At 62.4% G+C, this 25,753-nt stretch carries 26 protein-coding genes and 1 tRNA gene; 20 read left to right on the forward strand and 7 right to left on the reverse strand.

The features are described from left to right. Positions 1-128: 128 nt before the first annotated feature. A tRNA-Ser gene (locus J2857_RS07485) sits at positions 129-218 on the forward strand. A gap of 48 nt (positions 219-266) precedes the next feature. On the opposite strand, the gene J2857_RS07490 is transcribed toward J2857_RS07485, so the two are convergent. Further along, the gene (locus J2857_RS07490) at positions 267-986 is read right to left on the reverse strand and encodes a Crp/Fnr family transcriptional regulator (RefSeq protein ID WP_210009449.1); all 720 of its coding nucleotides are present in this window, start codon (positions 984-986) and stop codon (positions 267-269) included. Between the two features lie 55 nt (positions 987-1,041). Between J2857_RS07490 and J2857_RS07495 the strand changes: the two genes are divergently transcribed. The 18 genes from J2857_RS07495 to J2857_RS07580 all read left to right on the forward strand — a co-directional run bounded on the left by J2857_RS07495 (position 1,042) and on the right by J2857_RS07580 (position 18,801). Continuing rightward, complete coding sequence (locus J2857_RS07495) at positions 1,042-1,380, forward strand: DUF6894 family protein (RefSeq protein WP_373426800.1); 339 nt, start codon at positions 1,042-1,044, stop codon at positions 1,378-1,380. A 255-nt stretch (positions 1,381-1,635) separates the two neighbouring features. Beyond that, a complete protein-coding gene (locus J2857_RS07500; protein ID WP_245363044.1) occupies positions 1,636-2,643 on the forward strand; it encodes a septal ring lytic transglycosylase RlpA family protein in 1,008 nt (335 codons plus the stop codon). Positions 2,644-2,755: 112 nt separating this feature from the next. After that, positions 2,756-3,934, forward strand: coding sequence for a D-alanyl-D-alanine carboxypeptidase family protein (locus J2857_RS07505; RefSeq protein ID WP_245363045.1), 1,179 nt, complete (start codon positions 2,756-2,758; stop codon positions 3,932-3,934). A gap of 68 nt (positions 3,935-4,002) precedes the next feature. Then, positions 4,003-4,683, forward strand: coding sequence for a dTMP kinase (tmk, locus tag J2857_RS07510; protein WP_210009450.1), 681 nt, complete (start codon positions 4,003-4,005; stop codon positions 4,681-4,683). Next, complete coding sequence (locus J2857_RS07515; RefSeq protein ID WP_210009451.1) at positions 4,680-5,708, forward strand: DNA polymerase III subunit delta'; 1,029 nt, start codon at positions 4,680-4,682, stop codon at positions 5,706-5,708. The genes tmk and J2857_RS07515 overlap by 4 nt, the downstream gene beginning before the upstream one ends. A gap of 119 nt (positions 5,709-5,827) precedes the next feature. Next, the gene (metG, locus tag J2857_RS07520; protein ID WP_210009452.1) at positions 5,828-7,381 is read left to right on the forward strand and encodes a methionine--tRNA ligase; all 1,554 of its coding nucleotides are present in this window, start codon (positions 5,828-5,830) and stop codon (positions 7,379-7,381) included. A gap of 10 nt (positions 7,382-7,391) precedes the next feature. Continuing rightward, positions 7,392-8,174 (forward strand): TatD family hydrolase, encoded by a 783-nt coding sequence (locus J2857_RS07525; protein ID WP_210009455.1) that lies wholly within the window; start codon positions 7,392-7,394, stop codon positions 8,172-8,174. Positions 8,175-8,177: 3 nt separating this feature from the next. After that, a complete protein-coding gene (locus tag J2857_RS07530) occupies positions 8,178-8,999 on the forward strand; it encodes an MBL fold metallo-hydrolase (RefSeq protein WP_210009456.1) in 822 nt (273 codons plus the stop codon). 237 nt (positions 9,000-9,236) lie between these two features. Next, positions 9,237-9,392: a hypothetical protein gene (locus tag J2857_RS07535; RefSeq protein ID WP_210009457.1), complete on the forward strand. Its 156-nt coding sequence runs from the start codon at positions 9,237-9,239 to the stop codon at positions 9,390-9,392. Between the two features lie 211 nt (positions 9,393-9,603). After that, entirely contained in the window at positions 9,604-10,350 is a 747-nt protein-coding gene (locus J2857_RS07540) for an endonuclease III domain-containing protein (RefSeq protein ID WP_210009459.1), read from the forward strand. Between the two features lie 73 nt (positions 10,351-10,423). Then, complete coding sequence (locus J2857_RS07545) at positions 10,424-10,771, forward strand: DMT family protein (protein ID WP_210009460.1); 348 nt, start codon at positions 10,424-10,426, stop codon at positions 10,769-10,771. A 61-nt stretch (positions 10,772-10,832) separates the two neighbouring features. Beyond that, on the forward strand, positions 10,833-11,750 hold the full coding sequence (locus J2857_RS07550; protein WP_210009461.1) for a DUF72 domain-containing protein: 918 nt from the start codon (positions 10,833-10,835) through the stop codon (positions 11,748-11,750). A 118-nt stretch (positions 11,751-11,868) separates the two neighbouring features. Next, entirely contained in the window at positions 11,869-13,752 is a 1,884-nt protein-coding gene (locus J2857_RS07555; RefSeq protein WP_210009462.1) for a peptidylprolyl isomerase, read from the forward strand. A 19-nt stretch (positions 13,753-13,771) separates the two neighbouring features. Then, on the forward strand, positions 13,772-14,788 hold the full coding sequence (gene trpD / locus J2857_RS07560) for an anthranilate phosphoribosyltransferase (RefSeq protein ID WP_210009463.1): 1,017 nt from the start codon (positions 13,772-13,774) through the stop codon (positions 14,786-14,788). A gap of 4 nt (positions 14,789-14,792) precedes the next feature. Further along, positions 14,793-15,608: an indole-3-glycerol phosphate synthase TrpC gene (gene trpC / locus J2857_RS07565; RefSeq protein ID WP_210009464.1), complete on the forward strand. Its 816-nt coding sequence runs from the start codon at positions 14,793-14,795 to the stop codon at positions 15,606-15,608. Continuing rightward, a complete protein-coding gene (gene moaC / locus J2857_RS07570) occupies positions 15,608-16,087 on the forward strand; it encodes a cyclic pyranopterin monophosphate synthase MoaC (RefSeq protein ID WP_210010077.1) in 480 nt (159 codons plus the stop codon). The genes trpC and moaC overlap by 1 nt, the downstream gene beginning before the upstream one ends. Positions 16,088-16,090: 3 nt before the next feature. Next, complete coding sequence (locus J2857_RS07575; protein ID WP_210009465.1) at positions 16,091-17,305, forward strand: molybdopterin molybdotransferase MoeA; 1,215 nt, start codon at positions 16,091-16,093, stop codon at positions 17,303-17,305. Positions 17,306-17,367: 62 nt separating this feature from the next. Further along, entirely contained in the window at positions 17,368-18,801 is a 1,434-nt protein-coding gene (locus tag J2857_RS07580) for a cryptochrome/photolyase family protein (RefSeq protein ID WP_210009467.1), read from the forward strand. A 24-nt stretch (positions 18,802-18,825) separates the two neighbouring features. Here the strand turns inward: J2857_RS07580 and J2857_RS07585 are convergent, their stop codons facing one another. Continuing rightward, positions 18,826-19,230 carry a VOC family protein gene (locus tag J2857_RS07585; RefSeq protein ID WP_306871253.1) on the reverse strand — a complete coding sequence of 135 codons (405 nt, stop codon included), beginning with the start codon at positions 19,228-19,230 and terminating at the stop codon, positions 18,826-18,828. Between the two features lie 132 nt (positions 19,231-19,362). Continuing rightward, positions 19,363-20,505, reverse strand: a complete 1,143-nt coding sequence (locus J2857_RS07590; protein ID WP_210010078.1) for a citrate synthase — start codon at positions 20,503-20,505, stop codon at positions 19,363-19,365. A 79-nt stretch (positions 20,506-20,584) separates the two neighbouring features. On the opposite strand from J2857_RS07590, the gene J2857_RS07595 reads away from it, so the two are divergent. Beyond that, complete coding sequence (locus J2857_RS07595; protein WP_210009469.1) at positions 20,585-21,676, forward strand: citrate synthase/methylcitrate synthase; 1,092 nt, start codon at positions 20,585-20,587, stop codon at positions 21,674-21,676. A gap of 7 nt (positions 21,677-21,683) precedes the next feature. On the opposite strand, the gene J2857_RS07600 is transcribed toward J2857_RS07595, so the two are convergent. The 4 genes from J2857_RS07600 to tpiA all read right to left on the reverse strand — a co-directional run bounded on the left by J2857_RS07600 (position 21,684) and on the right by tpiA (position 25,687). Further along, entirely contained in the window at positions 21,684-22,454 is a 771-nt protein-coding gene (locus J2857_RS07600; RefSeq protein WP_210009470.1) for an SDR family oxidoreductase, read from the reverse strand. 135 nt (positions 22,455-22,589) lie between these two features. Further along, entirely contained in the window at positions 22,590-24,218 is a 1,629-nt protein-coding gene (locus tag J2857_RS07605) for a CTP synthase (protein ID WP_210009471.1), read from the reverse strand. A 135-nt stretch (positions 24,219-24,353) separates the two neighbouring features. Then, on the reverse strand, positions 24,354-24,821 hold the full coding sequence (gene secG / locus J2857_RS07610; protein WP_210009472.1) for a preprotein translocase subunit SecG: 468 nt from the start codon (positions 24,819-24,821) through the stop codon (positions 24,354-24,356). Between the two features lie 95 nt (positions 24,822-24,916). Further along, positions 24,917-25,687: a triose-phosphate isomerase gene (tpiA, locus tag J2857_RS07615; protein WP_210009473.1), complete on the reverse strand. Its 771-nt coding sequence runs from the start codon at positions 25,685-25,687 to the stop codon at positions 24,917-24,919. Positions 25,688-25,753 lie beyond the last annotated feature (66 nt).

The raw sequence follows: 25,753 nt of genomic DNA on the forward strand, positions 1-25,753 counted from the left end.
CGAGCACGTTGACGCTGCGGTCAAAGCTGCTAAAAAGCCAGCCATCGAGTGATTGGGTCGCAATCGGCAGCAACTGCCGCTTTCGAGAATTCAACAAAAAGTGGATTTCTTAACCTTTTCAATCAGATGGAAGAGTGTCCGAGTGGTTTAAGGAACCGGTCTTGAAAACCGGCGTGCGGGAAACCGTACCGTGGGTTCGAATCCCACCTCTTCCGCCAATATTGGCGTATCATGATACCGCGCCGTGATTTTCCCCTTACGCGTCGTCACCGTGGCTCCACGGACAGGCTGAGATAGGTCGGGTCGAATTCCGCCACTTCCTGCAACCGGTCCCAGTCGAGAATGGTGATCGTGTGGTTGGACCAGGAGATCAGGCGTTCTCGCCTTAGCGTCTGGATGACGCGGTTCATGTGGACGAGCGACAATCCCAGCACGTCGGCCATCTCACCCTGCGAGAGCGGAAAGTGAAAGGCCCAGCCGTTGGTGCGGCGGACCACTCCCAGCCGGACATAGAGTTCGCATAGAATGTGGGCGAGGTGCGAGACCTTGGAGCGCCGCCCCATGGCGACGATCCAGGCGCGGTGGATCGACCCGTGGATCAGCGTATCGAGCCACAACATCCGGGTCAGGTGCGGATGCTGTTCCGTGACCTGCTTCAAGTCGAAATGATCGCTGAGGCTGACATGGCATGGAGACAGCGCGATGACGCCGTGATCCATGGTTTTCAGCAGGAAGGCATGCAGGTCGACGAAGTCGCCGGCGACGTGGATCGCCGTGATCTGCCGCGTGCCTTCCGCCGTCAGTTTGTATCGGGCAGCGAACCCATCGACGAGCAGGCTGCTGTAGCCGGGCCTCGAACCTTCGACCACCAGGTCTTCTCCAGCGAGAAATCGTCTTTCACGGCCAAGGATGCGCCTGAGGATGTCGCGCTCTTGATCGGTGAGAAGGTCGTGCTGTTCCAGGTTGAGAAGTAAAGAGTCGATCACGGTTATCCTCGGCAGGCCCATCAATATCCAGGGAAGGAACGGATGAAGAAGCTATATGGATCCCTCGAAAAGACTGACCACCGGACGGGAACAAATGGCGGCAAAGGAAATTCGGTCGATAGAATATTCAAGCAGTGAGCAAGGCATGGCGCGATATTTCTTCGACTTGATCAATGGCAACGGACCCGTGCGCGACAATGAGGGCCAGGAAATAGTAACCCGCGAAGGGATCAGCCGGGAGGTGAGCCGGATATTGGCCGATATCGCCCGCGAGGAATTCCCCGAGCGGGGGAAGGGCTCGATCTCTGTCGAGGTACGTAATGAAGATGGGCAGTCGGTATTTTCCGGCCGCCTGTCGTTTCAGACACAGTGGCATGATGATCCGCAATCTTGACTGTGTAATACCTGGCTTTCCGCAAATTGAACTTGGTCGGGAGTGGTCGTTGTTAACCAGCGATTAACCATATCAAATACAATTTTATCTTTTCCCCCGTTTTCGTTCGCATTTTTGCCGCGATGCTAGCAAAAGTTCGTTTCCATTGTGTCCGTCGGCATAGGGGTATGTCCCGGACCGGTTCAATGGCTGTGAAAGGCGGTGCGGTCGCGAGGGCCGTTCGCAGCCTGTGGCAGTGAAGGCGGCATGGGACGAATGAGTTTGGGTGTGAGTGGCGGCAAGCTTTCGCTGGGTGCGAAATGGCTCGGGGTAACGATGGTCTGTGCGGGGATGGCGTCCTGCGCCACCACCGAGGCGCCGAAGTCCAAACCCCGCAGCAAAGAGTATTTCTCCGAAAAGGAATATGGCGTTAAGGCGAGCCCGCGCGTGGTCGGTGACGGCCGCCCGGTGCCGAAGGGTGGCGGTCGGTTTATGGTCGGCCAGCCCTACGAGGTCAAAGGCCAGACCTACGTTCCCAAGGAAGATCCGAACTACAACAGGAGCGGTCTTGCCTCCTGGTACGGGTCGGCCTTCCACGGCCGCCTGACTGCCAATGGCGAAGTCTATGACAGCGAGCACCTGTCGGCCGCGCATCCGACCTTTCCGCTGCCGAGTTATGCCCGTGTGACCAATATCGACAACGGCACCTCGGTCATCGTGCGGGTCAATGATCGCGGCCCGTATCATCCGGGCCGCATCATCGACGTTTCCGACAAGACGGCCGAGATGCTCGATATGAAGCGGATCGGCACGGCCCACGTCAACGTCCAGTATGTCGGCCGCGCCCGCATGGACGGGAAGGACATGCCGTTCCTGATGGCATCGTACATCCGCAAGGGTGATCGCCTGCCGTCGATCCGGCCGGAAGGCCAGATCGCCACCGGCGTCATGGTCGCGTCGAACCAGACGCTCGGCGACCAACTCCAGAGTTACGGCTCGGCCATGCCGCGTCCGATCGCGCTTGCCGGCCGCACGCCGAGCGCGCCGGCCGCGGAACCTTCCGCACCCCAGGCCTTCGAGGCTTTCGAGAATTTCTCGACGTTGCCGCCGGTCGGCCCGCTTCCGATGGAGCGGCCGGTTGCCGGAGGTGTTCCCACGCAGGCCCGGCAGGTTGCTTCTTCCTACCCTGTCGAAACTCAGGCGCGGCCTTTGCAGGCGCGAAGCCTGGAAACCGCCTATTCATCCGCCCCCCCAGGCAAAAACCCCGCAGGTCATGTTCGGTAACATGGTGCTGGAAGGCCCCAAGGCTGCTCAAAAGCCCGTGCGCTAATTCATGGGCGATTGCGGGGTGCAATCGCCGCTGCTACGCATAGGTTGGACGGTTCGTGGGGTGATCATGCGGCGCCTGCTGATTCTGCTTTGCCTGGTATTGCTGCAAGGATTCCTGCAAGCCGGGGCACCTTCGGGAGCCGTCAGCGCGCAGGAACCGCCGCCCGCCTTCGTGACCAAGGCGAAACAGGTTTATATGGTCGAGGCGAAGACCGGCACGGTGCTGCTCGCCTCCAATGAAAACCAGGGCTTTCCGCCGGCCTCGCTTGCCAAGCTGATGACCATGGAAGTGGTTTTCAGTGCGCTGAAGCGGGGCGAGATCAGCCGCGACACCGTTTTCCCCGTCACCGAATTTGCCTGGCGCACCGGGGGGGCGCCCTCGGGCACCACGACAATGTTTGCGGCGCTGAAATCCCAGATACGCGTCGAAGACCTCGTCAAAGGTGTCGTCGTCCAGAATGGCAACGATGCCTGCATCGTGCTGGCGGAAGGCATTTCCCATTCCGAACGCGAATTTGCGGCCCGGATGACGGCGCGCGCCAAGGATCTCGGGCTCGGCCGCTCCGTTTTCGGCAACTCCACCGGCCTGCCGGACACGGAGAGCCGCACGACCGCGCGCGACCTTGTCGAGCTCTCCCGCCATATCTTTCGCGAATATCCGGAATTCTATCCGATCTACGCCCAGCCGGATTTTACCTGGAACAAGATCTTCCAGCGCAACAAAAACCCGCTTTTTTCGCTCAATATCGGCGTCGACGGCCTTGGCGCCGGCTTCGCGGAAGGTTCGGGTTACGCGCTGGTGGCGTCGGTGGCACGCAACGGCACGCGGCTCTTCCTTGCGATGGGTGGGCTTGCGAGCGACAAGGAACGGCTCGAGGAGGCGAGAAGGGTGCTCGAATGGGGGCTGTCCTCGTTCGAAACCAAGGTCCTGTTCAAACAGGGCGAGGTGATTGGCCAGGCGAGCGTCTATGGCGGCACGTCGAGCCATGTCGACCTCGTCGCCCGGGAACCGGTCGATATCTATCTGCCGGCCAATAATCCCGACCGCCTGTCCGGGCGAATCGTCTATCGCTGGCCATTGCGGGCTCCGGTGACGGAAGGCCAGGATGTCGGTGTGCTGAGAATTATGGCGGGCGACCGGGTTGTGCGCGAAGTGCCGCTGGTAACAGCCAAACCGGTCGGAACGGGCAGCCTCGTCAGCCAGGCAACGGACGCGTTGCTCGAACTGATGTTCTTCTGGCTTTGACAAGACGATGTTTCGCAGCGCACCCATATGCGTTATAACCGAAGCATAAATTGAATGCGGAAAGACGCGTGGCAGAACATTCCGGATTGTTCGTAACTTTCGAAGGCGGCGAGGGGGCTGGCAAATCCACCCAGATTCGCCGGCTGGCGGATCAGCTGCGCCGCCGCGGCCATGATGTGCTGATGACCCGGGAGCCTGGGGGCTCGCCGGGGGCGGAGGCCGTGCGCCACGTTCTGCTCTCGGGCGCTGCGGAAGAGTTCGGCGTGCGGATGGAGGCGATCCTGTTTGCCGCTGCCCGCAACGACCATGTCGAGGAAGTGATCCGGCCGGCGCTCGAAAGCGGCGCCATCGTGCTCTGCGACCGGTTCATCGATTCCTCGCGCGTCTACCAGGGCGTCACCGGCAATCTCGAGCCTGACTATATCGAGGCCCTGCAGCGGGTTGCGATCAACGGTGTTGTGCCGGATTGCACGCTGATCCTCGACCTGCCGGCCGAAATCGGCCTGAAACGCGCCCGCAAGCGCGGCGCCGACAGCGCCCCCGACCGCTTCGAGCGCGAGGAGATCGAGACCCACGAAAAACGTCGCGAGGCCTATCTCGAGATCGCCGAGGCGGAACCGGAACGCTGTCACGTGGTCGATGCCGAGCGGTCCGAGGACGCGATCGCCGAGGAGATCTTCGCGATCGTCGAGCCTTTGGTGCGCGAACTGAGCTTCACCCAGAAGAGCAGTGCGGAATCGGTCGGATGAGCGAGGAAGCCGCCGGCATTCTGGAAGGCGCCGTGCCGCCGGCGCGCAATCCGCATCTCTACGGCCATCAGGCCGCCGAGGATTTTCTCGCTCGCAGCTACCGCTCCGGAAAAGGCCATCACGCGATCCTGATCGAGGGGCCGGAAGGCATCGGCAAGGCGACGCTCGCCTTTCGCTTCGCCAACCACGTGCTTTCGCATCCGGATCCGGCGACGGCGCCCGATTATCTCGCCGATCTCGATCTCAATTCATCCGTCAGCCGGCAGATCGCGTCCGGCGCCTCGCATAACCTCCTGCATCTCGCCCGGCCGGTGGACGAGAAGACCGGCAAGACGAAAACGGCGATCACTGTCGACGAGGTGCGCCGGGCCGGGCATTTCTTCTCGCAGACGTCAGGCACCGGCAACTGGCGGATCGTCATCATCGATCCCGCCGACGATCTCAACCGCAATGCGGCAAATGCCATCCTGAAGATCCTCGAGGAACCGCCGCGCCGGGCGCTCTTCCTGGTCCTGTCGCATGCGCCGGGCAAACTGCTGCCGACGATCCGCTCGCGATGCCAGTCATTAAGATTGTCCCCGCTGGGTGACCAGGACCTTTCGAAGGCGCTTGCGGGTCTCGGCACTCCGCTCGACGGCGGCAAGACGCAGGAAATGGTGCTGAGCATGTCCAAGGGCAGCGTTTCCCAGGCGCTGAAACTCCTGAACTATGGCGGCACCGAGATCATCTCCGCCTTTGAGGAGGTGGTTGCAGCCGATGGTCCCACCGCCCGCAAGGCGATGCACCGGTTGGCGGATGTCCTGTCCGGCAAGGACAGCGAAGTGATCTTCGGCTTTTTCCTGGAGCATTTGAGCGATCACCTGATCGACAAAGCGCGCAGTGCAGCCCTTGCCGGCGATCTTCCGACGGCGGACCGGCAGGCGAAACTCGTCAGCGACATGTCCAAGAAGATCACCATAGCGCAGGCCTATAATCTCGACCGCAAGCAGACAATCCTGTCGATCCTCGATGCCGCGCGGCGCTGATCCAAAGGGCAGGGGCTGGAGCCGCATAAGGAACTTTGTGTTTCGCATCCGCGAAACATGCGCTAAGAGCGGCATGATCCAAATCCAGTGCCCCAAATCCCAAGTGCACGAGTGCCCCGATGTCCGACAAGACGCCCTATTACATCACCACTGCGATTTCCTACCCGAACGGCAAGCCGCATATCGGCCATGCCTATGAGTTGATCGCGACGGACGCCATGGCGCGCTTCCAGCGCCTCGACGGCAAGGATGTTTTCTTCCTGACCGGTACGGACGAGCATGGCCAGAAGATGCAGCAGACGGCGCGCGCCGAAGGCATTGCACCGGAAGAGCTTGCCGAGCGCAATTCCGGCGAATTCCGGGCGATGGGAAAGCTGCTCAACGCGTCCAACGACGATTTCATCCGCACCACCGAGCCGCGTCACCATGAGGCTTCCAGGGATATCTGGAACCGGATGGCCGACAACGGCGACATCTACAAGGACACCTATGCCGGCTGGTATTCGGTGCGTGACGAGGCGTTTTATGCCGAGGACGAAACATCGGTGCGCGATGGCGTCCGCTACGGACCGCAGGGAACGCCGGTGGAGTGGGTGGAGGAGTCCAGCTACTTCTTCAAGCTCTCCGAGTATGGCGACAAACTGCTGAAACACTACGAGGAGAACCCGGATTTCATCGGCCCCAACGAGCGCCGAAACGAAGTGATCTCCTTCGTGAAGTCCGGCCTGCGCGACCTGTCGGTATCGCGCACGACCTTCGATTGGGGTATCAAGGTACCGAACGATCCCGCGCACGTCATGTATGTCTGGGTCGACGCGCTGACCAATTACATCACCGCCACGGGCTATATGGAAGACCCGAACGGCCCGCGCGCCAAGTATTGGCCGGCGGATGTGCATATCATCGGCAAGGACATCATCCGCTTCCACGCGGTCTACTGGCCGGCCTTCCTGATGTCGGCCAAGCTGCCGCTGCCGAGGCGCGTCTTTGCCCACGGTTTCGTGCTGAATGCCGGCGAGAAGATGTCGAAGTCAGTCGGCAATGTCGTCGATCCGTTCGAGCTTCTGGAGAAGTTCGGTCTCGACTACGTGCGCTACTATCTCTGCCGCGAGATTTCCTTCGGCCAGGACGGCAATTGCAACGACCAGCTGATCGCCACCCGCGTCAATGCGGATCTGGCCAACGGCATCGGCAACCTTGCCAGCCGCTCGCTGTCGATGATCGTCAAGAATTGCGACGGCCATGTTCCGGAACCGGGTGAGCTCACCGACGCCGACAGGCAACTGCTTGCGGCTGCCGACGGCCTGATCGGCGTCTGCCGGGAGGAAATGGACAAGCAGCTGATCAACCGGGCTCTGGCGGCGATCATCGGCGTCGTTTCCGATACCGACCGTTATTTCGCGGCGCAGGCGCCGTGGGTGCTGAAAAAGACCGACACCGCCCGCATGGGCACGGTGCTCTACGTGACGGCGGAGGTCGTGCGCCAGATCGCCATCCTGCTGCAGCCGTTCATGCCGGAATCGTCGGCCAAGCTGCTGGACCTGGTGGCCGCTCCGGCGGACAAACGGGACTTTGCGGCGCTCGGCGAAGCCGGACGCCTGAAGCCCGGCACGCCGCTCGAAGCGCCGGCGCCGGTTTTCCCGCGTTATGTCGCGCCGGAAGCGACCGTATAAGGCCTTATCCATGCTGATTGATACCCATTGCCATCTGGATTTTGCCGATTTCGCCGCGGAGCGTGATGCGATCGTGTCACGTGCCCATGAGGCTGGCGTCCGCCAGATGGTGACGATTTCGACGCGGGTGCGAAAACTCGACGGGCTGCTGGCGCTCACCGAGCAATATCCCTCGGTCTTCTGCTCGGTTGGGACACATCCGAATAATGCCGGCGAAGAGCTGGACATCCAGACCGAAGACCTGGTGCGGCTCGCTAATGCGCATGAAAAGATCGTCGCGATCGGCGAGGCCGGGCTCGACTATTTCTACGATACGCAGACACCGGCCGACCAGAAGACCGGGCTGATCCGCCATATCGCCGCCGCTCGCGAAACCGGTCTACCGCTGGTCATTCACAGCCGCAGCGCCGACGAGGACATGGGCGAGATATTGACGGCTGAAAGCGGGAAGGGGGCCTTCCCTTTCATCCTGCATTGCTTTTCGTCCGGCGCAGAGCTTGCCCGCATCGGCGTCGAGCTCGGCGGTTACGTCTCGTTCTCAGGCATCCTGACATTTCCGAAATCGGAAGATCTGCGCGCGATCGCCAAGACAGTGCCGCTCGACCGTTTGCTGGTCGAGACGGATGCGCCGTATCTGGCGCCAAAACGCTGGCGCGGCAAGCGCAACGAGCCGTCCTATGTGGTCAACACGGCCGAAGTGCTCGCCGAATGCATGGACGTCAGTTACGAGGAAATCGCCAGGATCACCACGGAGAACGCGTTCCGCATCTTCTCCAAGATGCCGGGGCTTTGATCGGTGGCGAGGTATCGGCGGCGCTTCACCATTCTTGGCTGCTCGTCGTCGCCCGGCGTGCCAAGGCTGAATGGTGACTGGGGCGCCTGCGATCCGACCAATCCGAAGAACCGCCGCACGCGCGCCGCCTTCATGGTCGAGCAGATCGCAGCCGATGGCGGCAGCACGGTGGTTGTCGTTGATACCGGCCCGGATTTTCGCGAGCAGATGATCGCTGCCAAGGTCCAGCGCGTCGACGCAGTTCTCTACACTCACGCGCATGCGGACCACCTGCACGGCATCGACGATCTGCGCGGTTATTTCATCCTGCAGCACCATCGCATTCCGATCCATGCCGACCTGCTCACCATGGACCGCATCCGCCAGGGTTTTGCCTATTGCCTGGAAACGCCGCCGGGCGGCAATTATCCGCCGATCGTCCGGCCGTTCCTGATCGAGACCATGGACGAGCCGATCGTCATAGACGGGCCGGGTGGTCCGATCCGTTTCCTGCCGCATCTGCAGGTGCATGGCGACATCCATTCGCTGGGTTTTAGGATCGGCGACGTGGCCTATTGCAGCGACGTCAGCGATTTTCCGCCCGAAAGCGTCTCGAGGCTCGGCGGCCTAGATGTGCTGATCATCGATACGCTGCAGTACAGGTATCATCCGAGCCATCTGTCGCTCGAACAGGCGCTCGAATGGATCGCCAAATTTGCGCCCAAGCGCGCGATCCTGACGCATATGCATCTTCCGCTCGACTACGACACGGTGATGGCCGAAACGCCGCCGCATGTTGAACCGGCCTATGACGGTTTGACGTTCGAAGTTGCCGTCGATCTCTGATCCTGATCTTTGGTCGCGTCCTGAACCCCTTGTTTCCCGGGCCTTTGGATATATCGATAAGTTCCATAATCTATCTTATGCGATAATTGTATCAACTCGGGAACGTTACCGACGGACGCCCGTTCCCTCCCGCTGAGGCTTGCCGACGGTCGGCCTTATCGTCAAGCTCGGCGCAAGCAAGCGTCCCTAACGTCGGCCTCATCCGGAATGATTCCGGTTCAGATTGAGGACAATGATATGTCGAACGAAACCACCCACCAGCCGTCCGAACAGTCGCTCGCGCTGTTCCTGCAGGATAACGACGCCGACAAGCTGACCGATATCCTGGTCGAAGCGCTTTACGAAGCCTTCCGCATTCTCGAAGACGAAATCCGTCCCGAAACGCTCCACTAAATCTTGCCGTGATGTTTTGCGCCTGGCCATGAGGGCCACCTCGCTCGGACATCGCGGAAAGGTTCCGTTACCGCTATGCCGTCACCTTCGCCCACAGCAACCTTGTTTGGATGTGTTTCGGGAATGAAGGCAACCGGGTCACAGGCTGCCAAGACTCGGGCCTGAGCGAAAAACAGCTTGAAATGTTCGCCATTTGTTCTTATGGTGAAGAATGCAGACAGCTTTCGATTTCGGCACGCCGACAGACATAGCATTGATGCGTGACCGCCTGCGTTCGAAGCTCAGCGGTTACCGCCCGCACAATCTGCGCGAACCGATCGGGCAAATGATCAAATCCTTGATCAGCAGCCGCACCAAGGATGAAGTCTCTCTGCGCGCTTACCAGCGCCTGGTCCGCCGCTATCCCCGCTGGTCTGATCTCGCGCAGGCGCCAGAGGTCGAGATCGAGGCGGTGATTGCCAAGGTCACCTTTGCGGATGAAAAAGCGCGGCATCTGAAGGCCGCGCTCGGCATTATCGCCGCGCGCAATGCCGATTTCGATCTGTCGTTTCTCGAAGACTTGCCGGTTCCCGAAGCTTTGGCCTGGCTCGAGACGCTGCCGGGCGTCGGCCCCAAGGTCGCAGCTTCGACTCTCAATTTCAGCACGCTCGCCATGCCGGCATTCGTGGTGGATACCCATGTGCTGCGCGTTCTCACTCGCTTCGGCATCGTCGGAGCCAAGGCGGATATCGCAGCCGCCTATGCCAGGGTCATGACCGCTGCTGCGGATTGGACGGCTGCGGATTTTTCCGAGTTTCACGTTCTCGTAAAGCGCCTTGGCCAAACGACCTGCCGTTTTGAAGCGCCGCTCTGCCGCGAATGCCCGTTACGGCGGGACTGCCGAGTGGCAAAATCTGCAGGCGGCAAAGGCGGGCTCTTACCTGAGGGGCATGGCGCCGCCTATCCAGCCGCTCCTTGACCAGCCGGCTTGTGTTTGGCGTGCGAACGTGCTTGCCGTAGCGCATCAGCAGTCTCTCACGGATTCTCCCATCATGTTCGCAAGCGCCACGCCTCTCCTCACCATCGGTCTTCTGATCCTGTCGAACGTCTTCATGACCTTCGCCTGGTACGGGCACCTGAAATTCGAGAGCAAGCCGCTTTATCTGGTCATCCTGGTAAGCTGGGGCATTGCCTTCTTCGAATATTGCGCCCAGGTGCCGGCCAACCGCATCGGCTACGGATATTTCAATGCCGCCCAGCTGAAGACCATTCAGGAGATCATCACCCTCTCGGTGTTCGTGATCTTCTCCGTGCTCTATCTCGGCGAGCCGATCCACTGGAAGCAGATCGTCGGTTTCGGTTTCATTGCGCTCGGAGCCTTCTTCATCTTCACGAAATAGAGCGGATTCAGGAACTACGGCACCGCAAATGTGTTCGACCACCATGAAATCAGGTGGTGCGATGAAGAAGCAGTCGGGCGATATCCGGATCGGCATTTCGGGCTGGACCTACAAGCCCTGGCGCGGCGTCTTTTATTCCGAAGGACTGCCGCAGAAGCAGGAACTGACCTATGCCGCCGAACATTTCCGCTCGATCGAGATCAACGGCACCTTCTATGGGCTTCAACGGCCGGAGAGCTTCGCCGCCTGGTATGACGCGACGCCCGACGACTTTGTCTTCGCCATCAAAGGTTCGCGCTACATAACCCATATGCGCCGCCTCATCGACATCGAGACGCCGCTTGCCAATTTCCTAGCATCCGGCGTTCTCGGTCTCGGCAAGAAGCTCGGGCCGATTCTCTGGCAGTTTCCTCCGCGGATGAAATTTTCGACCGAACGTTTCGAGCCCTTTCTGAAGCTGCTGCCGAAGACCACGGGAGATGCCGCAGAACTCGCCGGGCGGCACGACTCGCGTCTCGACGGGCGCGCCCATGTCGAAACGGACGCGGACCGGCCGATCCGACACGCGCTGGAAATCCGCCACGACAGCTTTCGCTCGCAGGATTTCATCGACCTGTTGCGTCACCACGAGATCGGCCTGGTCGTCGCAGACACGGTCGAATGGCCGCTGCTGATGGATCTCACCGCCGATTTCGTCTACTGCCGCCTGCACGGTTCCGAACAGCTTTATGTCAGCGGCTACGATGACGAGGCGCTCGACCGCTGGGCGCAGCTTATCCGCCAATGGACCAAGGGCCGTGACCCGAAGGAGGCCGAACGTGTCGGGCCACCCTCCCCGTTGCAGGCGCATGGCCGGGATGTCTATGTCTATTTCGACAACGACGTGAAAGTACGCGCGCCGCGGGATGCGCAGGCCCTCGCCGACCGGCTGGATGCGGGGCCGATTTCGTCGCTTGCAAAGACCGCCAGACGCGCCTGAACGGGAGGTTTTCGCTTTTCCGCCAGCATGCCTTCATTTCTATCTCGGTTTGATTTAGAGACAGTCCTTCAATCCGCCTTTTCCGGGCGGCAGGACTGTTCGCAAGGTATGATGATCGATGCTTGATTCCCTCAGAAACGCCGCCCGCTCCTGGGTTGCCAAGTCGCTTCTCCTGCTTCTGGTTGCCTCGTTTGCCATCTGGGGTGTTTCTCACTCGCTGGTGACGGCCAACAGCAATACGGTGATGACCGTCGGCGAGCAGCAGATTTCAAGCCAGGAATTCCGCCTCGCCTATCAGCGCCAGATCGCCAATCTCAGCCGTCAGTTCGGGACGCAGCTAACCCCCGAGCAGGCCCGTGCCTTCGGGATCCAGAACGAGGTCTTCACGCAGCTCGCCGCCGGCGCCGCACTCGATCAGCTCTCCGACGACATGAACCTCGGTCTTTCGGAAGAGCGCCTCGCCGGCCTGATCGCCGAGGATCCGGCCTTCAAGGGCGTCAACGGCCAGTTCGACCGCAACCTCTTCACCTCTCGCCTGCGCAATGCCGGCATCCGCGAAGACGATTACATCAAGGAGCGCAGCAAGGTCGCGGTGCGTAGCCAGATCGTCGAGGCGGTTTCGGACGGCTTCCAGCCACCGAAAGTGCTGGTCGACGCCCTGAAGAGCTATCGCGACGAAACCCGCACGATCGACTATGTCCTGCTGTCCAACGCCAATATCGATCCGGTGAAGGCGCCGGCAAACGATGTGCTCGCTGCCTGGTTCGAAGGCGTGAAGACCCGCTACCGCGCACCGGAATACCGCACCTTTACCTATGTGAAGCTGCAGGCGGGCGATATCGCCGACGCGTCTTCGATCACCGACGAAGCGGCGCGCGCCGAATATGACAAGCGCAAGGACAGCTACAAGACGCACGAGACGCGCACGATCGAGCAGCTCCCCTTCCCCAACAAGGAAATGGCCCAGGCGGCCGCGACGCAGCTGAAGGACGGTACCGCGACTTTCGACCAGATTATCAAGGATCAGGGCAAGACCGCGACGGACGTTCTGCTTGGCGATTTCACCAGGGAGAGCATGCCCGATCCGGCCTTTGCCGAACCGGCCTTCAAGGTGGCCGCAAGCGGTGGGACGACGCCCGTCATCGACGGCACGTTCGGTCCGGTCATCCTGCGCGTTACCAATATCCGCCCCGAGACGACGCGTTCCTTCGACGAGGTCAAGGAAGATATCCGCAAGCGGCTTGCCGTCTCTTCCGCGTCGCAGGAAGTCTTAAGCGTCCACGACCGTTTCGAAGACATGCGCAGCGGCGGCACCTCGCTCGAAGACACTGCCAAGGCGCTCAATCTCAAGGCCGTCACCGTGACCGCCGATGCTTCGGGTCGCAACGAAAAGGAGCAGCGGATCACGGAGCTTCCGGCTTCGAACGCGCTGCTCGGCGAGGTTTTCCGTACCGATCCGGGCGCCGACACCATTCCGGTCAGCCTCGGCAATGACGGTTATGTCTGGTTCGAGGTGCGCAATATCGTGCCCGAGCGCGACCGCCCGCTCGCCGACGTGCGCGACAAGGCCGTTGCCGACTGGACCGCCGAACAGCAGCGCCAGGCGCTTGCCGCCAAGGCGACCGAACTCAAGGGCCGCCTCGACAAAGGCGAGACGCTTGCCGCCATCGCGACTGAACTCGGCGTTGCAGTCGAGAATAAACAGGGCCTGCGCCGCGGTGCCGAGGACCCGATCTTCGGCAACGAGGCGATTGCGGCAGCCTTCGCCGGTCCGGTCAATACCACTGCGACCGCGCTCGGTTCCGATAGCGAAAGCCGCCTGCTGATGAAGGTGGTTGCCGTCGACCAGGCGACTTCGGATGCGCTCTCCGGCGACCAGCAGTTGCAGCAGATGGCGAACGCCGCCGGCGACGACATGCTCGATCAGATGGTCAACAGTCTGAAGGACAGCTATGGCGTGTCCGTCAACCAGACCGTGGTCGACCAGGCCATGCTCCAGTAAACCAGAGGGACGGCCGACCATGCCTGAGCTGAAACCCCTGCTTGCCAAGGTTGCCAATGGCGAGAGCCTCAGTCACGAAGAGGCGCGCGGCGCTTTCGAGATCCTGATGTCCGGCGAAGCGACGCCGTCTCAGATCGGCGGCTTCCTGATGGCGCTGCGCGTGCGTGGCGAGACGGTTGCCGAGATCACCGGCGCGGTCGAAACCATGCGCTCAAAGATGCTGCCGGTCTCCGGCCCCGCCGATGCCATCGATATCGTCGGTACCGGTGGCGATGGCCTCGGCACCTACAACATCTCCACGCTGGCGTCCCTGATCGTCGCCGGCTGCCGCGTCCCGGTCGCCAAGCATGGCAACCGGGCGCTCAGCTCGAAATCGGGTACGGCCGATACGCTGTCGGTTCTGGGCGTCAATCTGGAGATCGGCCCGGATCTCATCTCCCGCTGCATCAAGGAAGCCAGCATCGGCTTCATGTTCGCCTCCATGCACCACGCGGCCATGCGCCATGTCGGGCCGAGCCGTGTCGAGCTCGGCACGCGGACGATCTTCAACCTGCTCGGCCCGCTTTCCAATCCGGCGGGCGCCAAGCGCCAGCTTCTCGGCGTCTTCGCGCCGAAATGGCTTGGCCCGATCGCCGAGGTCCTGCGCGACCTCGGTTCGGAGACGGTCTGGATCGTGCATGGCGACGGCATGGACGAAATCACCACCACCGGCGTTACCCAGGTGACGGCGCTGGAGGACGGCAAGATTCGCTCCTTCGAGCTGACGCCGATCGATTTCGGGGTGCAGCCTGCAACGCTCGACGAGCTGAAGGGCGGCGATGGCGTTCACAACGCCGCCGCCTTGCGTGCCGTGCTCGGCGGTGCCAAGAATGCCTATCGTGATATTTCGCTCTGCAACGCCGCCGCCGCGCTGGTCGTTGCCGGCAAGGCGGAGACGATCGCCGAGGGCATGAAGCTTGCCATCCGTTCGCTGGACGGCGGCGAGGCGGCTGCCGCGCTCGACCGTCTGGTTGCCGTCTCTAACGACAAGGATTGAGGTCATGACGGATATCCTCAAGAAGATCGAAGCCTACAAGCGCGAGGAAATCGCCGCGGCCAAAGCGAGCGTACCGCTTGCGGAGCTGAAGGCCCGCGCCGCGGGCCAGCCCTCCCCACGCGGCTTTCATCGCGCGCTGAAGGCCAGACAGGATAGCGGTGCCTTCGGCCTGATCGCCGAGATCAAGAAGGCAAGTCCTTCCAAGGGCCTCATCCGCCCGGATTTCGATCCCCCGTCGCTTGCCGCCGCTTACGAAGCCGGCGGCGCCACTTGCCTCTCCGTTCTCACCGATGGGCCGAGCTTCCAGGGCGCCCCCGAATTCCTGACCGCTGCCCGCAACGCCTGCTCGCTGCCGGCGCTGCGCAAGGATTTCATGTTCGACACCTACCAGATCCACGAGGCCCGCGCCTGGGGCGCCGATTGCATACTGCTGATCATGGCCTCGCTTTCCGACGACGAAGCGCGTGAGCTCTACGATGTTACGGCCGAACTCGGCATGGACGCGCTGATCGAGGTGCATGACGAAGAGGAAACGGAGCGGGCTCTCAAGCTCCCCTCGCCCCTGATCGGCATCAACAACCGCAATCTGCGCACGTTCGAGCTCAACCTCGAAACGAGCGAGCGGCTGGCGCCGATGGTGCCTGCCGACCGGCTGCTCGTCGGCGAAAGCGGCATCTTCACCCATGAGGACTGCCAGCGCCTGAAAAAGGTCGGCATCAACACCTTCCTCGTCGGCGAAAGCCTGATGCGCAAGGATGACGTCGCCGCCGCGACGCGTCTTCTCCTGACCGGCCCGGCTGCGGCCCAGGCGGCGGAATGATGGCCGGCCTCACCCATATCGGTGCCTCCGGCGAGGCACATATGGTCGATGTCGGCGACAAGGCCGAGACCAGCCGCTCGGCGACCGCCGAAGGTTACGTGCGAATGCTGCCCGAGACGCTGGCACTGATCCGCGAGGGCAACGCCAAGAAGGGCGACGTGATCGGCACCGCGCGGCTGGCCGGCATCATGGCCGCCAAGAAGACATCCGATCTCATCCCGCTCTGCCACCCGCTGGTGCTGACCAAAGTGGTCGTGGACATTGCCGAGGACGAGACTCTTCCGGGTCTGCGGGTGACCGCCACTGCCAAGCTGACCGGCAAGACCGGTGTCGAGATGGAAGCATTGACGGCCGCCTCGGTCGCCTGCCTGACCATCTACGACATGGCGAAGGCCGTCGACCGGGCCATGGAGATCGGTGGTATCCGCCTTCTCGAAAAGACCGGCGGCAAATCCGGAACCTACCGCGCAGAGGATTGAGAAATGGCATTGCTGCCGGTTTCCGAGGCGAAAAGCCGCCTGCTTGGCAAAGCCAGCCCGGTCGGCACGGTGGAGACGGTCGCTCTTGGCGAAGCGAGCGGCCGAGTGCTGGCCGCTGATCTTGTCGCCCGCCTCACCCAGCCTCCTTTTCATGCTTCGGCCATGGATGGCTATGCGCTGAGCGCCTCGGATGCGTCGACGGTCGGGGCCGAACTGTCGGTGATCGGCACTGCCGCTGCCGGACACGCGTTTGAGGGCACGGTTGGCAACGGCGAGACGGTACGTATCTTCACCGGTGCCCCTCTGCCGGAGGGAACGGATTCGGTCCTTATTCAGGAGGACGCCGAAAAGCTTGAAGGCGACCGCATCCGCACCAGGTTCGAAGTCACAAAGGGGAGGCATGTGCGCCCTCGCGGCCAGGACTTCCTGGAGGGCGAGACCGTGCTCCCCGCCGGTACGCTGCTCGACTTCTCGCACCTGACGGTGGCGGCGGCCATGAACCACCCGGAGCTGCCCGTGTATCGCCGTCCGCGCGTCGCGATCCTGGCGACCGGAGATGAGCTTGTCCCGCCCGGCGCCACGCCCGGACAAGCGCAGATCATTGCCTCCAACACCTTCGGCGTTTGCGCCCTGGTGCGCGACAATGGCGGCGAAGTCCTCGATCTCGGCATCGTCCGCGACCGGTCCGCGGATATCACCGCAGCCATCGACAAGGCCCGTGCGGCCAAGGCCGACGTGCTGGTGACCCTCGGCGGCGCCTCGGTCGGTGATCACGACCTGGTACAGGCGACGCTGAAAGCCGCCGGCATGGAACTGGATTTCTGGCGCATCGCCATGCGTCCGGGCAAGCCGCTGATGGTCGGCGCGCTCGGCGACATGCACGTCCTCGGCCTGCCGGGCAATCCGGTGGCGAGCCTCGTTACCAGCCTGCTCTTCCTCGAACCCCTGATCCGCAAGCTCGCGCACCTGCCGGAAAGGCGCCGCGAAGTTCAGGGTATCACGGCGCACAGGCTTGCCGCCAACGACCAGCGCCAGGATTATCTGCGCGCCAGGCTGACGAGGGACCGCGACGGCAATCTGGTCGCCGAGGCGTTCGAGAAGCAGGACTCGTCGATGATGAAGATCTTCGCCCATTCCGGCGGCCTCATCATCCGCCCCGCGCACGCGCCGGAACTACCGGCCGGCGCCCCCTGCCCGATCCTGCTGATCCGGCCCTGAACTGATCCGATCCGTTCCGAAATCCGTACCTTTGGGCAGCAATGCCCCGAACGGAGAAGACCGTGTCCCACGAAAAATCGGCCCCCGCCATCCTCTGGTTTCGCAAGGATCTGCGCCTCGACGACAATCCGGCGCTGCACGCTGCGATCGAGGCCGGCGGCCCGGTCATCCCGGTCTATATCCGCGAGCCGGCACGCCTGAACATCGGACCGCTCGGTGCCGCGCAGGCGTGGTGGCTGCATCACTCGCTCGCAGCACTCAAGGTTTCTCTCAAGTCTCTGGGCAGTGACCTAATCCTCATCTCCGGCAAGGCCGAGGACGTGCTCACCGATCTCTCCCGCAAGACCGATGCGAAAACCGTCTTCGTCAACCGCGCCTGTGAGCGGACGCTGTTCGATCGGGGCATCGCCATTGAATTGAAAAAGCGCGACATCGCTATCCGCGCCTTCCACGGACAGCTCCTGCACGAGCCGAAATCCATTCGCACCGGTGCCGGCAACGCCTTCAAGGTGTTTACGCCGTTCTGGAATGCGTTCCAGAAGGCAAGCGAGCCGCAGGAACCAACTGACGCGCCGACGAAAATCTCCTCGCCTGGATATCTACCGTCTGCCGAGAACCTGGATCATTGGGCTCTGCTGCCGAAGAAACCGGATTGGGCCGCGGATTTCGGTAGAATGTGGACGCCGGGCGAAGCGGGAGCGCAGGAAAGGCTTCGCAACTTCGTGGATCGCGAACTGCACGACTACAGGCGCGGCCGCGATCTGCCGTCAGTCGATGCCACCTCCCTCCTCTCGCCACACCTGGCGCATGGGGAGGTCTCTGCCGCCCGCATCTGGCATGCCGTCCGGGGCCTGCCCTCAGAGGCTTTTGAAGATGTTGTCCATTTCCGCCGCGAACTCGCCTGGCGGGACTTCTGCTACAATCTGCTGACCGAATTCCCCGAACTTCACGACAGGAACTGGGACGACAGGTTCGACGGCTTCAAATGGGAATACGACGCCAAGGAGTTCAACGCCTGGACGATGGGCCTGACGGGCTATCCCATCGTCGATGCCGGTATGCGCCAGCTCTGGCGCACGGGCTTCATGCACAACCGCGTCCGTATGATCACCGCGTCCTTCCTGATCAAGGACCTGATGATTGACTGGCGCAAGGGTGAGAGATGGTTCCGCGACACGCTGGTCGATGCAGATGCCGCCAATAATGCGGCCAACTGGCAATGGGTCGCGGGCTCCGGCGCCGACGCCTCGCCGTTCTTCCGGATCTTCAATCCCGTCCTGCAGGGCGAGAAATTCGATCCGGATGGTGATTATGTCCGGGAGCACGTCCCGGAATTGGCAAGGCTGGATCGCAAATACGTCCACAAGCCTTTCGAAGCGCCGGAGCATGTCCTGGAAAAAGCGGGTATCGAGCTCGGGAAAACCTATCCGAAGCCGATCGTCGATCACGCTTTTGCCCGCGACCGGGCTCTTGCTGCCTACCGCAACATCCGCTGATCGAGCCGAACGGCCAGGACGAAACTATTCCTCGTCCTGCCCGAGCTCGATGTCCTGCCCGCGCTCGATCAATACCCAGACATGACCGGCCGGATCGAAGATCGACGCCACCTGCCGGCCGTTCATGTCCGTCTGGATCCTGTCGCGCATCATGCCGCCGAATTCGAACGCCGCCTCGACGACGCTTTCGACATCCGGCACCGTCAGCTGGAAGATCGTGCTGACGGCGCCGTCGTTTTTCGGATGGTAAGGACCCTGATAGGAAGGCGCCGACTCTCTCTCCGGGTCGGATCCGCAGACGACGATGCCGATCGATCCGAACTGCAGCTCGATCATCGTCAGGCGCAGCATTTCATAGGAGTTCGTTTCCGTGGCGCCGAAGACGTTCTTGTAGAACTCGGCGGTTGGCCGTTCGCGCCCCTGTGCCACGAACAAGCTTAAACTCAAGCTGAAATTGCTGCCCAACATCGTCCGTGCTCACCCGTGATTCCCCCTGCAGGATAAAGGAGTTTTTGTGATGGTGTCATGTCGGCTGTGGAAGCTGTCGGCCTTTAACAGCCGCTATGCACCGGATTCGCCGCCCGGCCCGGCATAGCGCGCCCGCGGCCGGATCAGGTGTCCGCTTTCGACCTGCTCCATGGCATGCGCCAGCCAGCCGGCGGTGCGCGACAGCGCGAAGATGACCAGTGGGGCGTCTTCCGGAAGCTTGAACGCCGCGGCAAGCGATGCCAGCGCGAAATCGATGTTGATCGGTTCGCCGAGCAGTTCCTCCCCTGCTTCGGCAAGCGACGTGTAGAGCGGCGGCGCCTCGAAACTCGCCATCAGCGCCCGCGCCCGTGGATCGCCATGCGGATAGAGACGGTGGCCGAAAGGCCTGACGACGCCTTCCGTGGAAAGCATGCCGCGGATTGCCTCGCGCACGCCAATCGACGCCGCCTTTTCGGCGAGCACCGTGACGCTGATCCAGGCGCCGCCATGCCGCGGGCCGGTGAGCGTGGCAAGGCCGGAAAGCGTCGCAGCGGAGAGTGCGGCGCCCGACGACGCCGTCACGCGCGCTGCAAAGGCGGAAACGTTGAGTTCATGTTCGGCCGCCAGCACCAGCGCCCTGCGGATCGGCTCGGCCGCATCGGGACGCTGCCAGCCGAGGGCCAGCCGTTCATGCAGGGGCAGCGGTTCCGGCCACGGCGCCAACGCCATGCCGGCGGTCGAGAGCACGTCCGTTGCTTCGGCGCGCAGGACGAAGGGTTTGCGGCGCAGCGCCGGCAGGTCGTTCATCACGCGGCCTGCCAGCCCGGCAAAAGCCGCAGCCATGCGGCTCGATCCGTCCGACCCCACCTTCCCCGCCGTAACCTGCACCCTTTCCGTATCCCAGAGAAGCGCGGCCACCTCCTCCAGCGTCCCACGCTCGCACAACTCGACGGCATCGCGCCCGCGATAGAAAAGCCGCCCGTCGGAAATCGTCGAGATTGTCGTCGGCAGGACCGGATCGCCCCAGCGGATCGCGTCCGCTGCCACCGCCGCCGACTGCCGCCGCCCGGCATGCCGTTCAGAGAGGCGCCTGACGTCGTCTGCCTGGTAGAGGCTGCGGCGGGGATCGGCAGGATCCGGCTTCGCGCGGATGCGGCCGCGGCTGACATTGGCGTAAAGCGTCTGCGGCTTGGTCCCGAGGCGGGAGAGCGCTTCTTCGGCGGTGATCCAGAGCATGTTCATATTGATCGATAGCATCAAGATTGACGTCAATAAGACTAAGTCGGATCATTAGGTTCGTAAAGGAGAAACACCCATGAAAAACAACGGACTTGAAGATGTCATCGCCGCCGAGACCCGGCTTTCGGACGTGGACGGAGAAGCGGGTCGCCTCGTCATTCGCGGCGTATCGCTCGACCTGCTTGTCGAGCGCGCGACCTATGAAGACGCTGCCGCATTGCTGCTGGATGGCTTTCTGGAACATCCGGTCACTGCGGCTGATCTCAAGGCCCGCCTCGGCCAAGCCCGCGCCGAGGTTTTTACTCATATGGGCGCCGCGGATCCCGCGCTGCTGAGCCTGCCGCCCGTCGATGCGATGCGCGCCCTGATCGCGCGGCTGCCCGACGGCGAGGATTTCGAAACTGCTCTTCGTCTGCTCGCCGCGCCCGCCGTCTTCCTGCCGGCCGTGCTGCGGCTCCGAAAGGGAAAGACACCGGTCGCGCCCAGCCCGTCGCTCTCCCAGTCCGCCGACATCCTCGCCATGCTGAACGCCAGCCTGCCGACGCGCGAACAGGTCGCAGCGCTCGACGCCTATCTGGTGACGATCTCGGATCACGGTCTCAACGCCTCGACCTTCGCCTCGCGCGTCGTCTCCTCGACCGGCGCCGGCCTCACTTCCTGCGTGCTTGCCGCGATCAGCGCGCTCAAAGGGCCGCTGCATGGCGGCGCGCCGGGACCGGTGCTCGACATGCTGGATGCGATCGGCAGCGGGGACAATGCCGAGACCTGGCTCAACAAGGCGCTGGATCGCGGCGAACGGCTGATGGGGTTCGGCCACCGCATCTACCGCGTTCGCGATCCCCGCGCCGATGCGCTGAAAGGCGCATTGCGGCCCTTGGTCGTGACCGGACAGGTGGACCGCGACCGCATCCGGCTCGCCGAAGCCGTCGAGCAGGCGGCGCTCGCCATTCTCAAGGAGCGCAAGCCGGACCGACCGCTGGACGTCAACGTCGAATTTTACACGGCCCTGCTGCTCGATGCGCTGAAATTTCCGCGGGCTGCCTTCACCGGCGTCTTTGCGATCGGCCGCACGGTCGGCTGGATCGCCCATGCCCGCGAACAGGCGCTGGAAGGCCGGCTGATCCGGCCACGTTCGGTTTATGTCGGCCCCCTGCCCCAGGCGGCATGACGAGCGGTCACATCTGGATGGACATGCCGCCATCGACGGTCAGCACATGGCCGTTGACGAAGGAGCCGGCGTCGCTTGCGAGAAAAAGCGCGGCGCCGGCGATCTCCTCGGGCTGGCCCCACCGCTGTAAAGGCACGCGCTGCCGCATGAAGGCGATCATGTCCGGATCTGCGGAAATCCCCGCATTGGTCTCGGTGGCGAACATGCCAGGCGCAATCGCATTGCTGGTGACGCCGAACGGGCCGTATTCGGCCGCAAGACTGCGCACCAGACCGGTCAGGCCCTGTTTGGCGACCGGATAGATGGCATCGCCCGAACGCGCCATGCTGCCGATGATCGACGTGACCGAGATGAGTCGGCCATGGCCCTGAACCTTCATGATATCAGCGGCATTGCGGGACAGCGCGATTGCCGAGAGCAGGTCGGTCTGGATCAGGTTCAGGATATCGGCGTCGCTGAATGCCGCAAATGGGCGCCGGTCGCGGGCGCCGACATTGTTGATCAGGATATCCAGCCGGCCATGATCCGCGTGAATCCTGGCGATCACCTCGCGTCCGGCATCGAGATCCGCGACGTCGAAGGCGGCTGCGCTTGCCTTGCCGCCCGCGCTGGTGATCGAAGCCACGGCCTGTGCGAGCATGTCGCCGGAGCGGCCGCTGAGCACGACATGCGCGCCGGCCTCCACCATGGCCTTCGCCATCTGCAAGCCAAGTCCCCGGCCGCTGCCGGTCACCAGGGCCACGCGTCCGTTAAGAGAAAATCTGTCGAAAATGGCCATATCGCACCGCTGAATAGAAAAAGAGCAATTCCGCGAGCATACGGGATGTTGAAGCAATACCGCCAGTGCCAAAACACAAGGCCTTGGCCTGACGGCAAAAAAGGCAGGATACGAGACCCTGCCTTTTCGATCTGCTCAGACGAGGCGGCTCTGTTCCAGGGCCGCTTCGATGAAGCTCGCAAACAGCGGATGGGGATCGAGCGGCCGGCTCTTCAGTTCCGGGTGGTATTGGACGCCGATGAACCACGGATGGTCCGGATATTCGATCGTCTCCGGCAGCACGCCATCCGGCGACATGCCCGAGAAGACCAGGCCGCAGCTTTCCAGCCGGTCCTTGTAGTCGATATTCACCTCGTAACGGTGACGGTGACGCTCGGAAATATCGGTCGAACCGTAGATCTCGGCGATCTTGGTGTCCTTCTTGAGCGCCGCCTTGTAGGCGCCGAGGCGCATCGTGCCGCCGAGGTCGCCCGCCGCCGAGCGGATTTCGAGCTCGTTGCCCTTCACCCATTCGGTCATCAGGCCGACCACCGGCTCCCTGGAGGGGCCGAATTCCGTCGAGGACGCCTTCTCGATGCCGGCGAGGTTGCGGGCAGCCTCGATGACGGCCATCTGCATGCCGAAGCAGATGCCGAAATACGGCACCTTGCGTTCGCGTGCGAAACGAGCCGCATGGATCTTGCCCTGCGAGCCGCGTTCGCCGAAACCTCCCGGTACCAGGATACCGTGAACCTTCTCAAGCCAAGGCGCCGGATCTTCCTTCTCGAAGATCTCCGATTCGATCCATTCGAGGTTTACCTTGACGTGGTTGGCGATACCGCCGTGATGCAGCGCCTCGATCAGCGACTTGTAGGCGTCCTTAAGGCCGGTGTACTTGCCGACGATCGCGATCGTCACTTCGCCTTCCGGGGTGCGGATGCGGTTGCAGACCTCTTCCCAGGCTTCAAGGCGCGGCTTGGGGGCCGGCTCGATGCCGAAAGCGGCGAGCACCTCGTTGTCGAGGCCTTCCTTGTGATAGGCCATCGGCACGTCGTAGATATTGGCGACGTCGAGCGCCTGGATGACGGCGGACGGACGCACGTTGCAGAACAGCGACAGCTTGCGGCGTTCGGCTTCGGGAATTTCCCGGTCGGCGCGCACCAGCAGGATGTCGGGGGCGATCCCCATCGCCTGCAACTCCTTGACGGAATGCTGGGTTGGCTTGGTCTTCAATTCGCCGGCGGCCGGAATGAAAGGCATCAGCGTCAGGTGAAGATAGATCGCGGTGCCGCGCGGCAGGTCGTTGCCGAGCTGGCGGATTGCTTCCATGAACGGCATCGCCTCGATGTCGCCGACCGTGCCGCCGATCTCGCAGATGACGAAATCGTAGTCGTCATTGCCTTCGGTAACGAAATCCTTGATCTCGTTGGTGACGTGCGGGATCACCTGGACGGTCGCGCCGAGATAGTCGCCGCGGCGTTCCTTGTCGATGATGTTCTTGTAGATGCGGCCGGTGGTGATGTTGTCGGTCTTGGTCGCCGAACGCCCAGTGAAGCGCTCGTAGTGACCGAGATCGAGGTCGGTTTCCGCCCCGTCGTCGGTGACGAACACCTCGCCGTGCTGCGTCGGGCTCATCGTGCCCGGATCGACGTTGAGATAAGGATCGAGCTTTCTCAGCCGAACCCGGTAACCTCGTGCTTGTAACAAAGCTCCGAGTGCCGCGGCCGCAATTCCTTTTCCGAGGGAAGAAACCACGCCGCCAGTTATGAATACATATCGCGCCATGGGATTCACCGGATACCTTTTCATTGGTGATTCCGCCAGCCTAAATCGTCCGCTTTGTTAAAACGGCTGTGGAATCTTCACAAAATAAAACCGGCAGGCTTTTGGCCTGCCGGAGCTTGAAACGTCGACCGCGCCTTACTGGCCGGTCGGAACACCCGTCGGGGCAGCCGGAGCGGCGGGCGCCGAACCGGTCGCAGGGGCCGCGGGTGCGGGCGCAGCACCGGTTGCCGGGGCTGCTGGCGCCGGAACGGATGCGCCGGAGCCGGACGGAACGCCGTTGCCTGCTGGAGCGGGCGCAGGTGCCGGGCCGAGCTGGTCGAGAATGCCGCCGCCCGTGCCCTGCTGGCTCTGCGGGATGCGGTTCAGGATGTCGCTCGGGCGGGATTCGTACCGGGCCAGGATGCCGAGCGCCAGCGAGGTGATGAAGAACAGCGTCGCGAGGATGGCGGTCGTGCGGGTCAGCGCATTGGCGGTGCCGCGTGCCGACATGAAGCCGGAGCCGCCGCCGATGCCGAGCCCGCCGCCTTCGGAGCGCTGGATCAGCACGACGCCGACGAGCGCCAGCACGATCATGAGATGAATAACGATCAGAACGGTCTGCATGAATTAAAGATCCCTGCCCCTCGACGAGGCAATAGAAGAAGATTGGCGGCTCTTTACATGAGGCCCGCGCGCATTCCAAGCCCTTATCAAAAGCTTTAGGCCGTCAGTTCCTCATAGATCCGATAGATGGCGAGAAAGTCCGCGGCTTTCAAGCTCGCGCCGCCGATCAGGGCGCCATCGACATTCTCGACGCCCATCAACTCGCGGGCATTGCCCGGCTTGACCGAACCGCCATAGAGAATGCGCATCTGTCTGCCTTCGTCGCCGAACCGCTGAATAAGTTCTGCCCGCATGAAGGCATGGGTGATCTCGATATCCTTGGCGGTCGGCGTCAGTCCGGTGCCGATCGCCCAGATCGGTTCATAGGCGACGACGGTGTTGTCAGCATTTGCCGACAGGGGCAGCGAGCCGAAAATCTGGCGTTTCAGGATGTCGAGGGTCTGGTAGGCATCGCGTTCGTCGCCGGTTTCGCCGATGCAGATGATCGCCGTCAGGCCGGCGGCATAGGCGGCCTCCGCCTTGGCGCGGACCAGATGATCGGTCTCCGCATGGTCGGCTCGGCGTTCGGAATGTCCGACGATCACATAGGTGCCGAAGCAGTCGGCGATCATCTCCGCGGAAATATCGCCCGTATGGGCGCCGCTGACGTTCTGGTGGCAATCCTGGCCGCCAATTTCCAGCGGGCTGTCGGTCGCCAGGGCGGTTGCGACATAGAGCAGCGTCGCCGGCGGGCAGATCAGCGTATCGACCTTTTCCGACAACGGTCCGATCACGCCATCGGCAATCGCCTTGATTTCGGTCAGGAACTCGCGGGTGCCGTTCATTTTCCAGTTTCCGGCAACGAGCGGGCGCACATCAGGCGTCATAAGCAAACATTTCCTCTCCGTTCGGTTCCGACCAGCAAAACCGAAGCCTCCGTCTATTCGGAAACT

Origin of the sequence: Neorhizobium galegae, assembly GCF_017877055.1 — a bacterium.
GTDB classification, from domain to species: domain Bacteria; phylum Pseudomonadota; class Alphaproteobacteria; order Rhizobiales; family Rhizobiaceae; genus Neorhizobium; species Neorhizobium galegae_D.

Excerpts from the sequence above, each read along its gene's own strand:
- J2857_RS07590 (WP_210010078.1), bottom strand. The coding sequence starts at position 20,505 with ATGCTCTGGATCACCGCCGAAGAAGCGCTCTCCCGCCTCGGGACCAAG.
- secG (WP_210009472.1), bottom strand. The coding sequence starts at position 24,821 with ATGCAGACCGTTCTGATCGTTATTCATCTCATGATCGTGCTGGCGCTC.
- trpC (WP_210009464.1), top strand. The coding sequence starts at position 14,793 with ATGACGGATATCCTCAAGAAGATCGAAGCCTACAAGCGCGAGGAAATC.
- J2857_RS07500 (WP_245363044.1), top strand. The coding sequence starts at position 1,636 with ATGAGTTTGGGTGTGAGTGGCGGCAAGCTTTCGCTGGGTGCGAAATGG.
- J2857_RS07525 (WP_210009455.1), top strand. The coding sequence starts at position 7,392 with ATGCTGATTGATACCCATTGCCATCTGGATTTTGCCGATTTCGCCGCG.
- trpD (WP_210009463.1), top strand. The coding sequence starts at position 13,772 with ATGCCTGAGCTGAAACCCCTGCTTGCCAAGGTTGCCAATGGCGAGAGC.
- metG (WP_210009452.1), top strand. The coding sequence starts at position 5,828 with ATGTCCGACAAGACGCCCTATTACATCACCACTGCGATTTCCTACCCG.
- J2857_RS07515 (WP_210009451.1), top strand. The coding sequence starts at position 4,680 with ATGAGCGAGGAAGCCGCCGGCATTCTGGAAGGCGCCGTGCCGCCGGCG.
- J2857_RS07535 (WP_210009457.1), top strand. The coding sequence starts at position 9,237 with ATGTCGAACGAAACCACCCACCAGCCGTCCGAACAGTCGCTCGCGCTG.
- J2857_RS07540 (WP_210009459.1), top strand. The coding sequence starts at position 9,604 with ATGCAGACAGCTTTCGATTTCGGCACGCCGACAGACATAGCATTGATG.
- J2857_RS07595 (WP_210009469.1), top strand. The coding sequence starts at position 20,585 with ATGAAAAACAACGGACTTGAAGATGTCATCGCCGCCGAGACCCGGCTT.
- moaC (WP_210010077.1), top strand. The coding sequence starts at position 15,608 with ATGGCCGGCCTCACCCATATCGGTGCCTCCGGCGAGGCACATATGGTC.
- J2857_RS07555 (WP_210009462.1), top strand. The coding sequence starts at position 11,869 with ATGCTTGATTCCCTCAGAAACGCCGCCCGCTCCTGGGTTGCCAAGTCG.
- tpiA (WP_210009473.1), bottom strand. The coding sequence starts at position 25,687 with ATGACGCCTGATGTGCGCCCGCTCGTTGCCGGAAACTGGAAAATGAAC.
- J2857_RS07605 (WP_210009471.1), bottom strand. The coding sequence starts at position 24,218 with ATGGCGCGATATGTATTCATAACTGGCGGCGTGGTTTCTTCCCTCGGA.
- J2857_RS07495 (WP_373426800.1), top strand. The coding sequence starts at position 1,042 with ATGGATCCCTCGAAAAGACTGACCACCGGACGGGAACAAATGGCGGCA.
- J2857_RS07600 (WP_210009470.1), bottom strand. The coding sequence starts at position 22,454 with ATGGCCATTTTCGACAGATTTTCTCTTAACGGACGCGTGGCCCTGGTG.
- J2857_RS07550 (WP_210009461.1), top strand. The coding sequence starts at position 10,833 with ATGAAGAAGCAGTCGGGCGATATCCGGATCGGCATTTCGGGCTGGACC.
- J2857_RS07505 (WP_245363045.1), top strand. The coding sequence starts at position 2,756 with ATGCGGCGCCTGCTGATTCTGCTTTGCCTGGTATTGCTGCAAGGATTC.
- J2857_RS07575 (WP_210009465.1), top strand. The coding sequence starts at position 16,091 with ATGGCATTGCTGCCGGTTTCCGAGGCGAAAAGCCGCCTGCTTGGCAAA.
- J2857_RS07545 (WP_210009460.1), top strand. The coding sequence starts at position 10,424 with ATGTTCGCAAGCGCCACGCCTCTCCTCACCATCGGTCTTCTGATCCTG.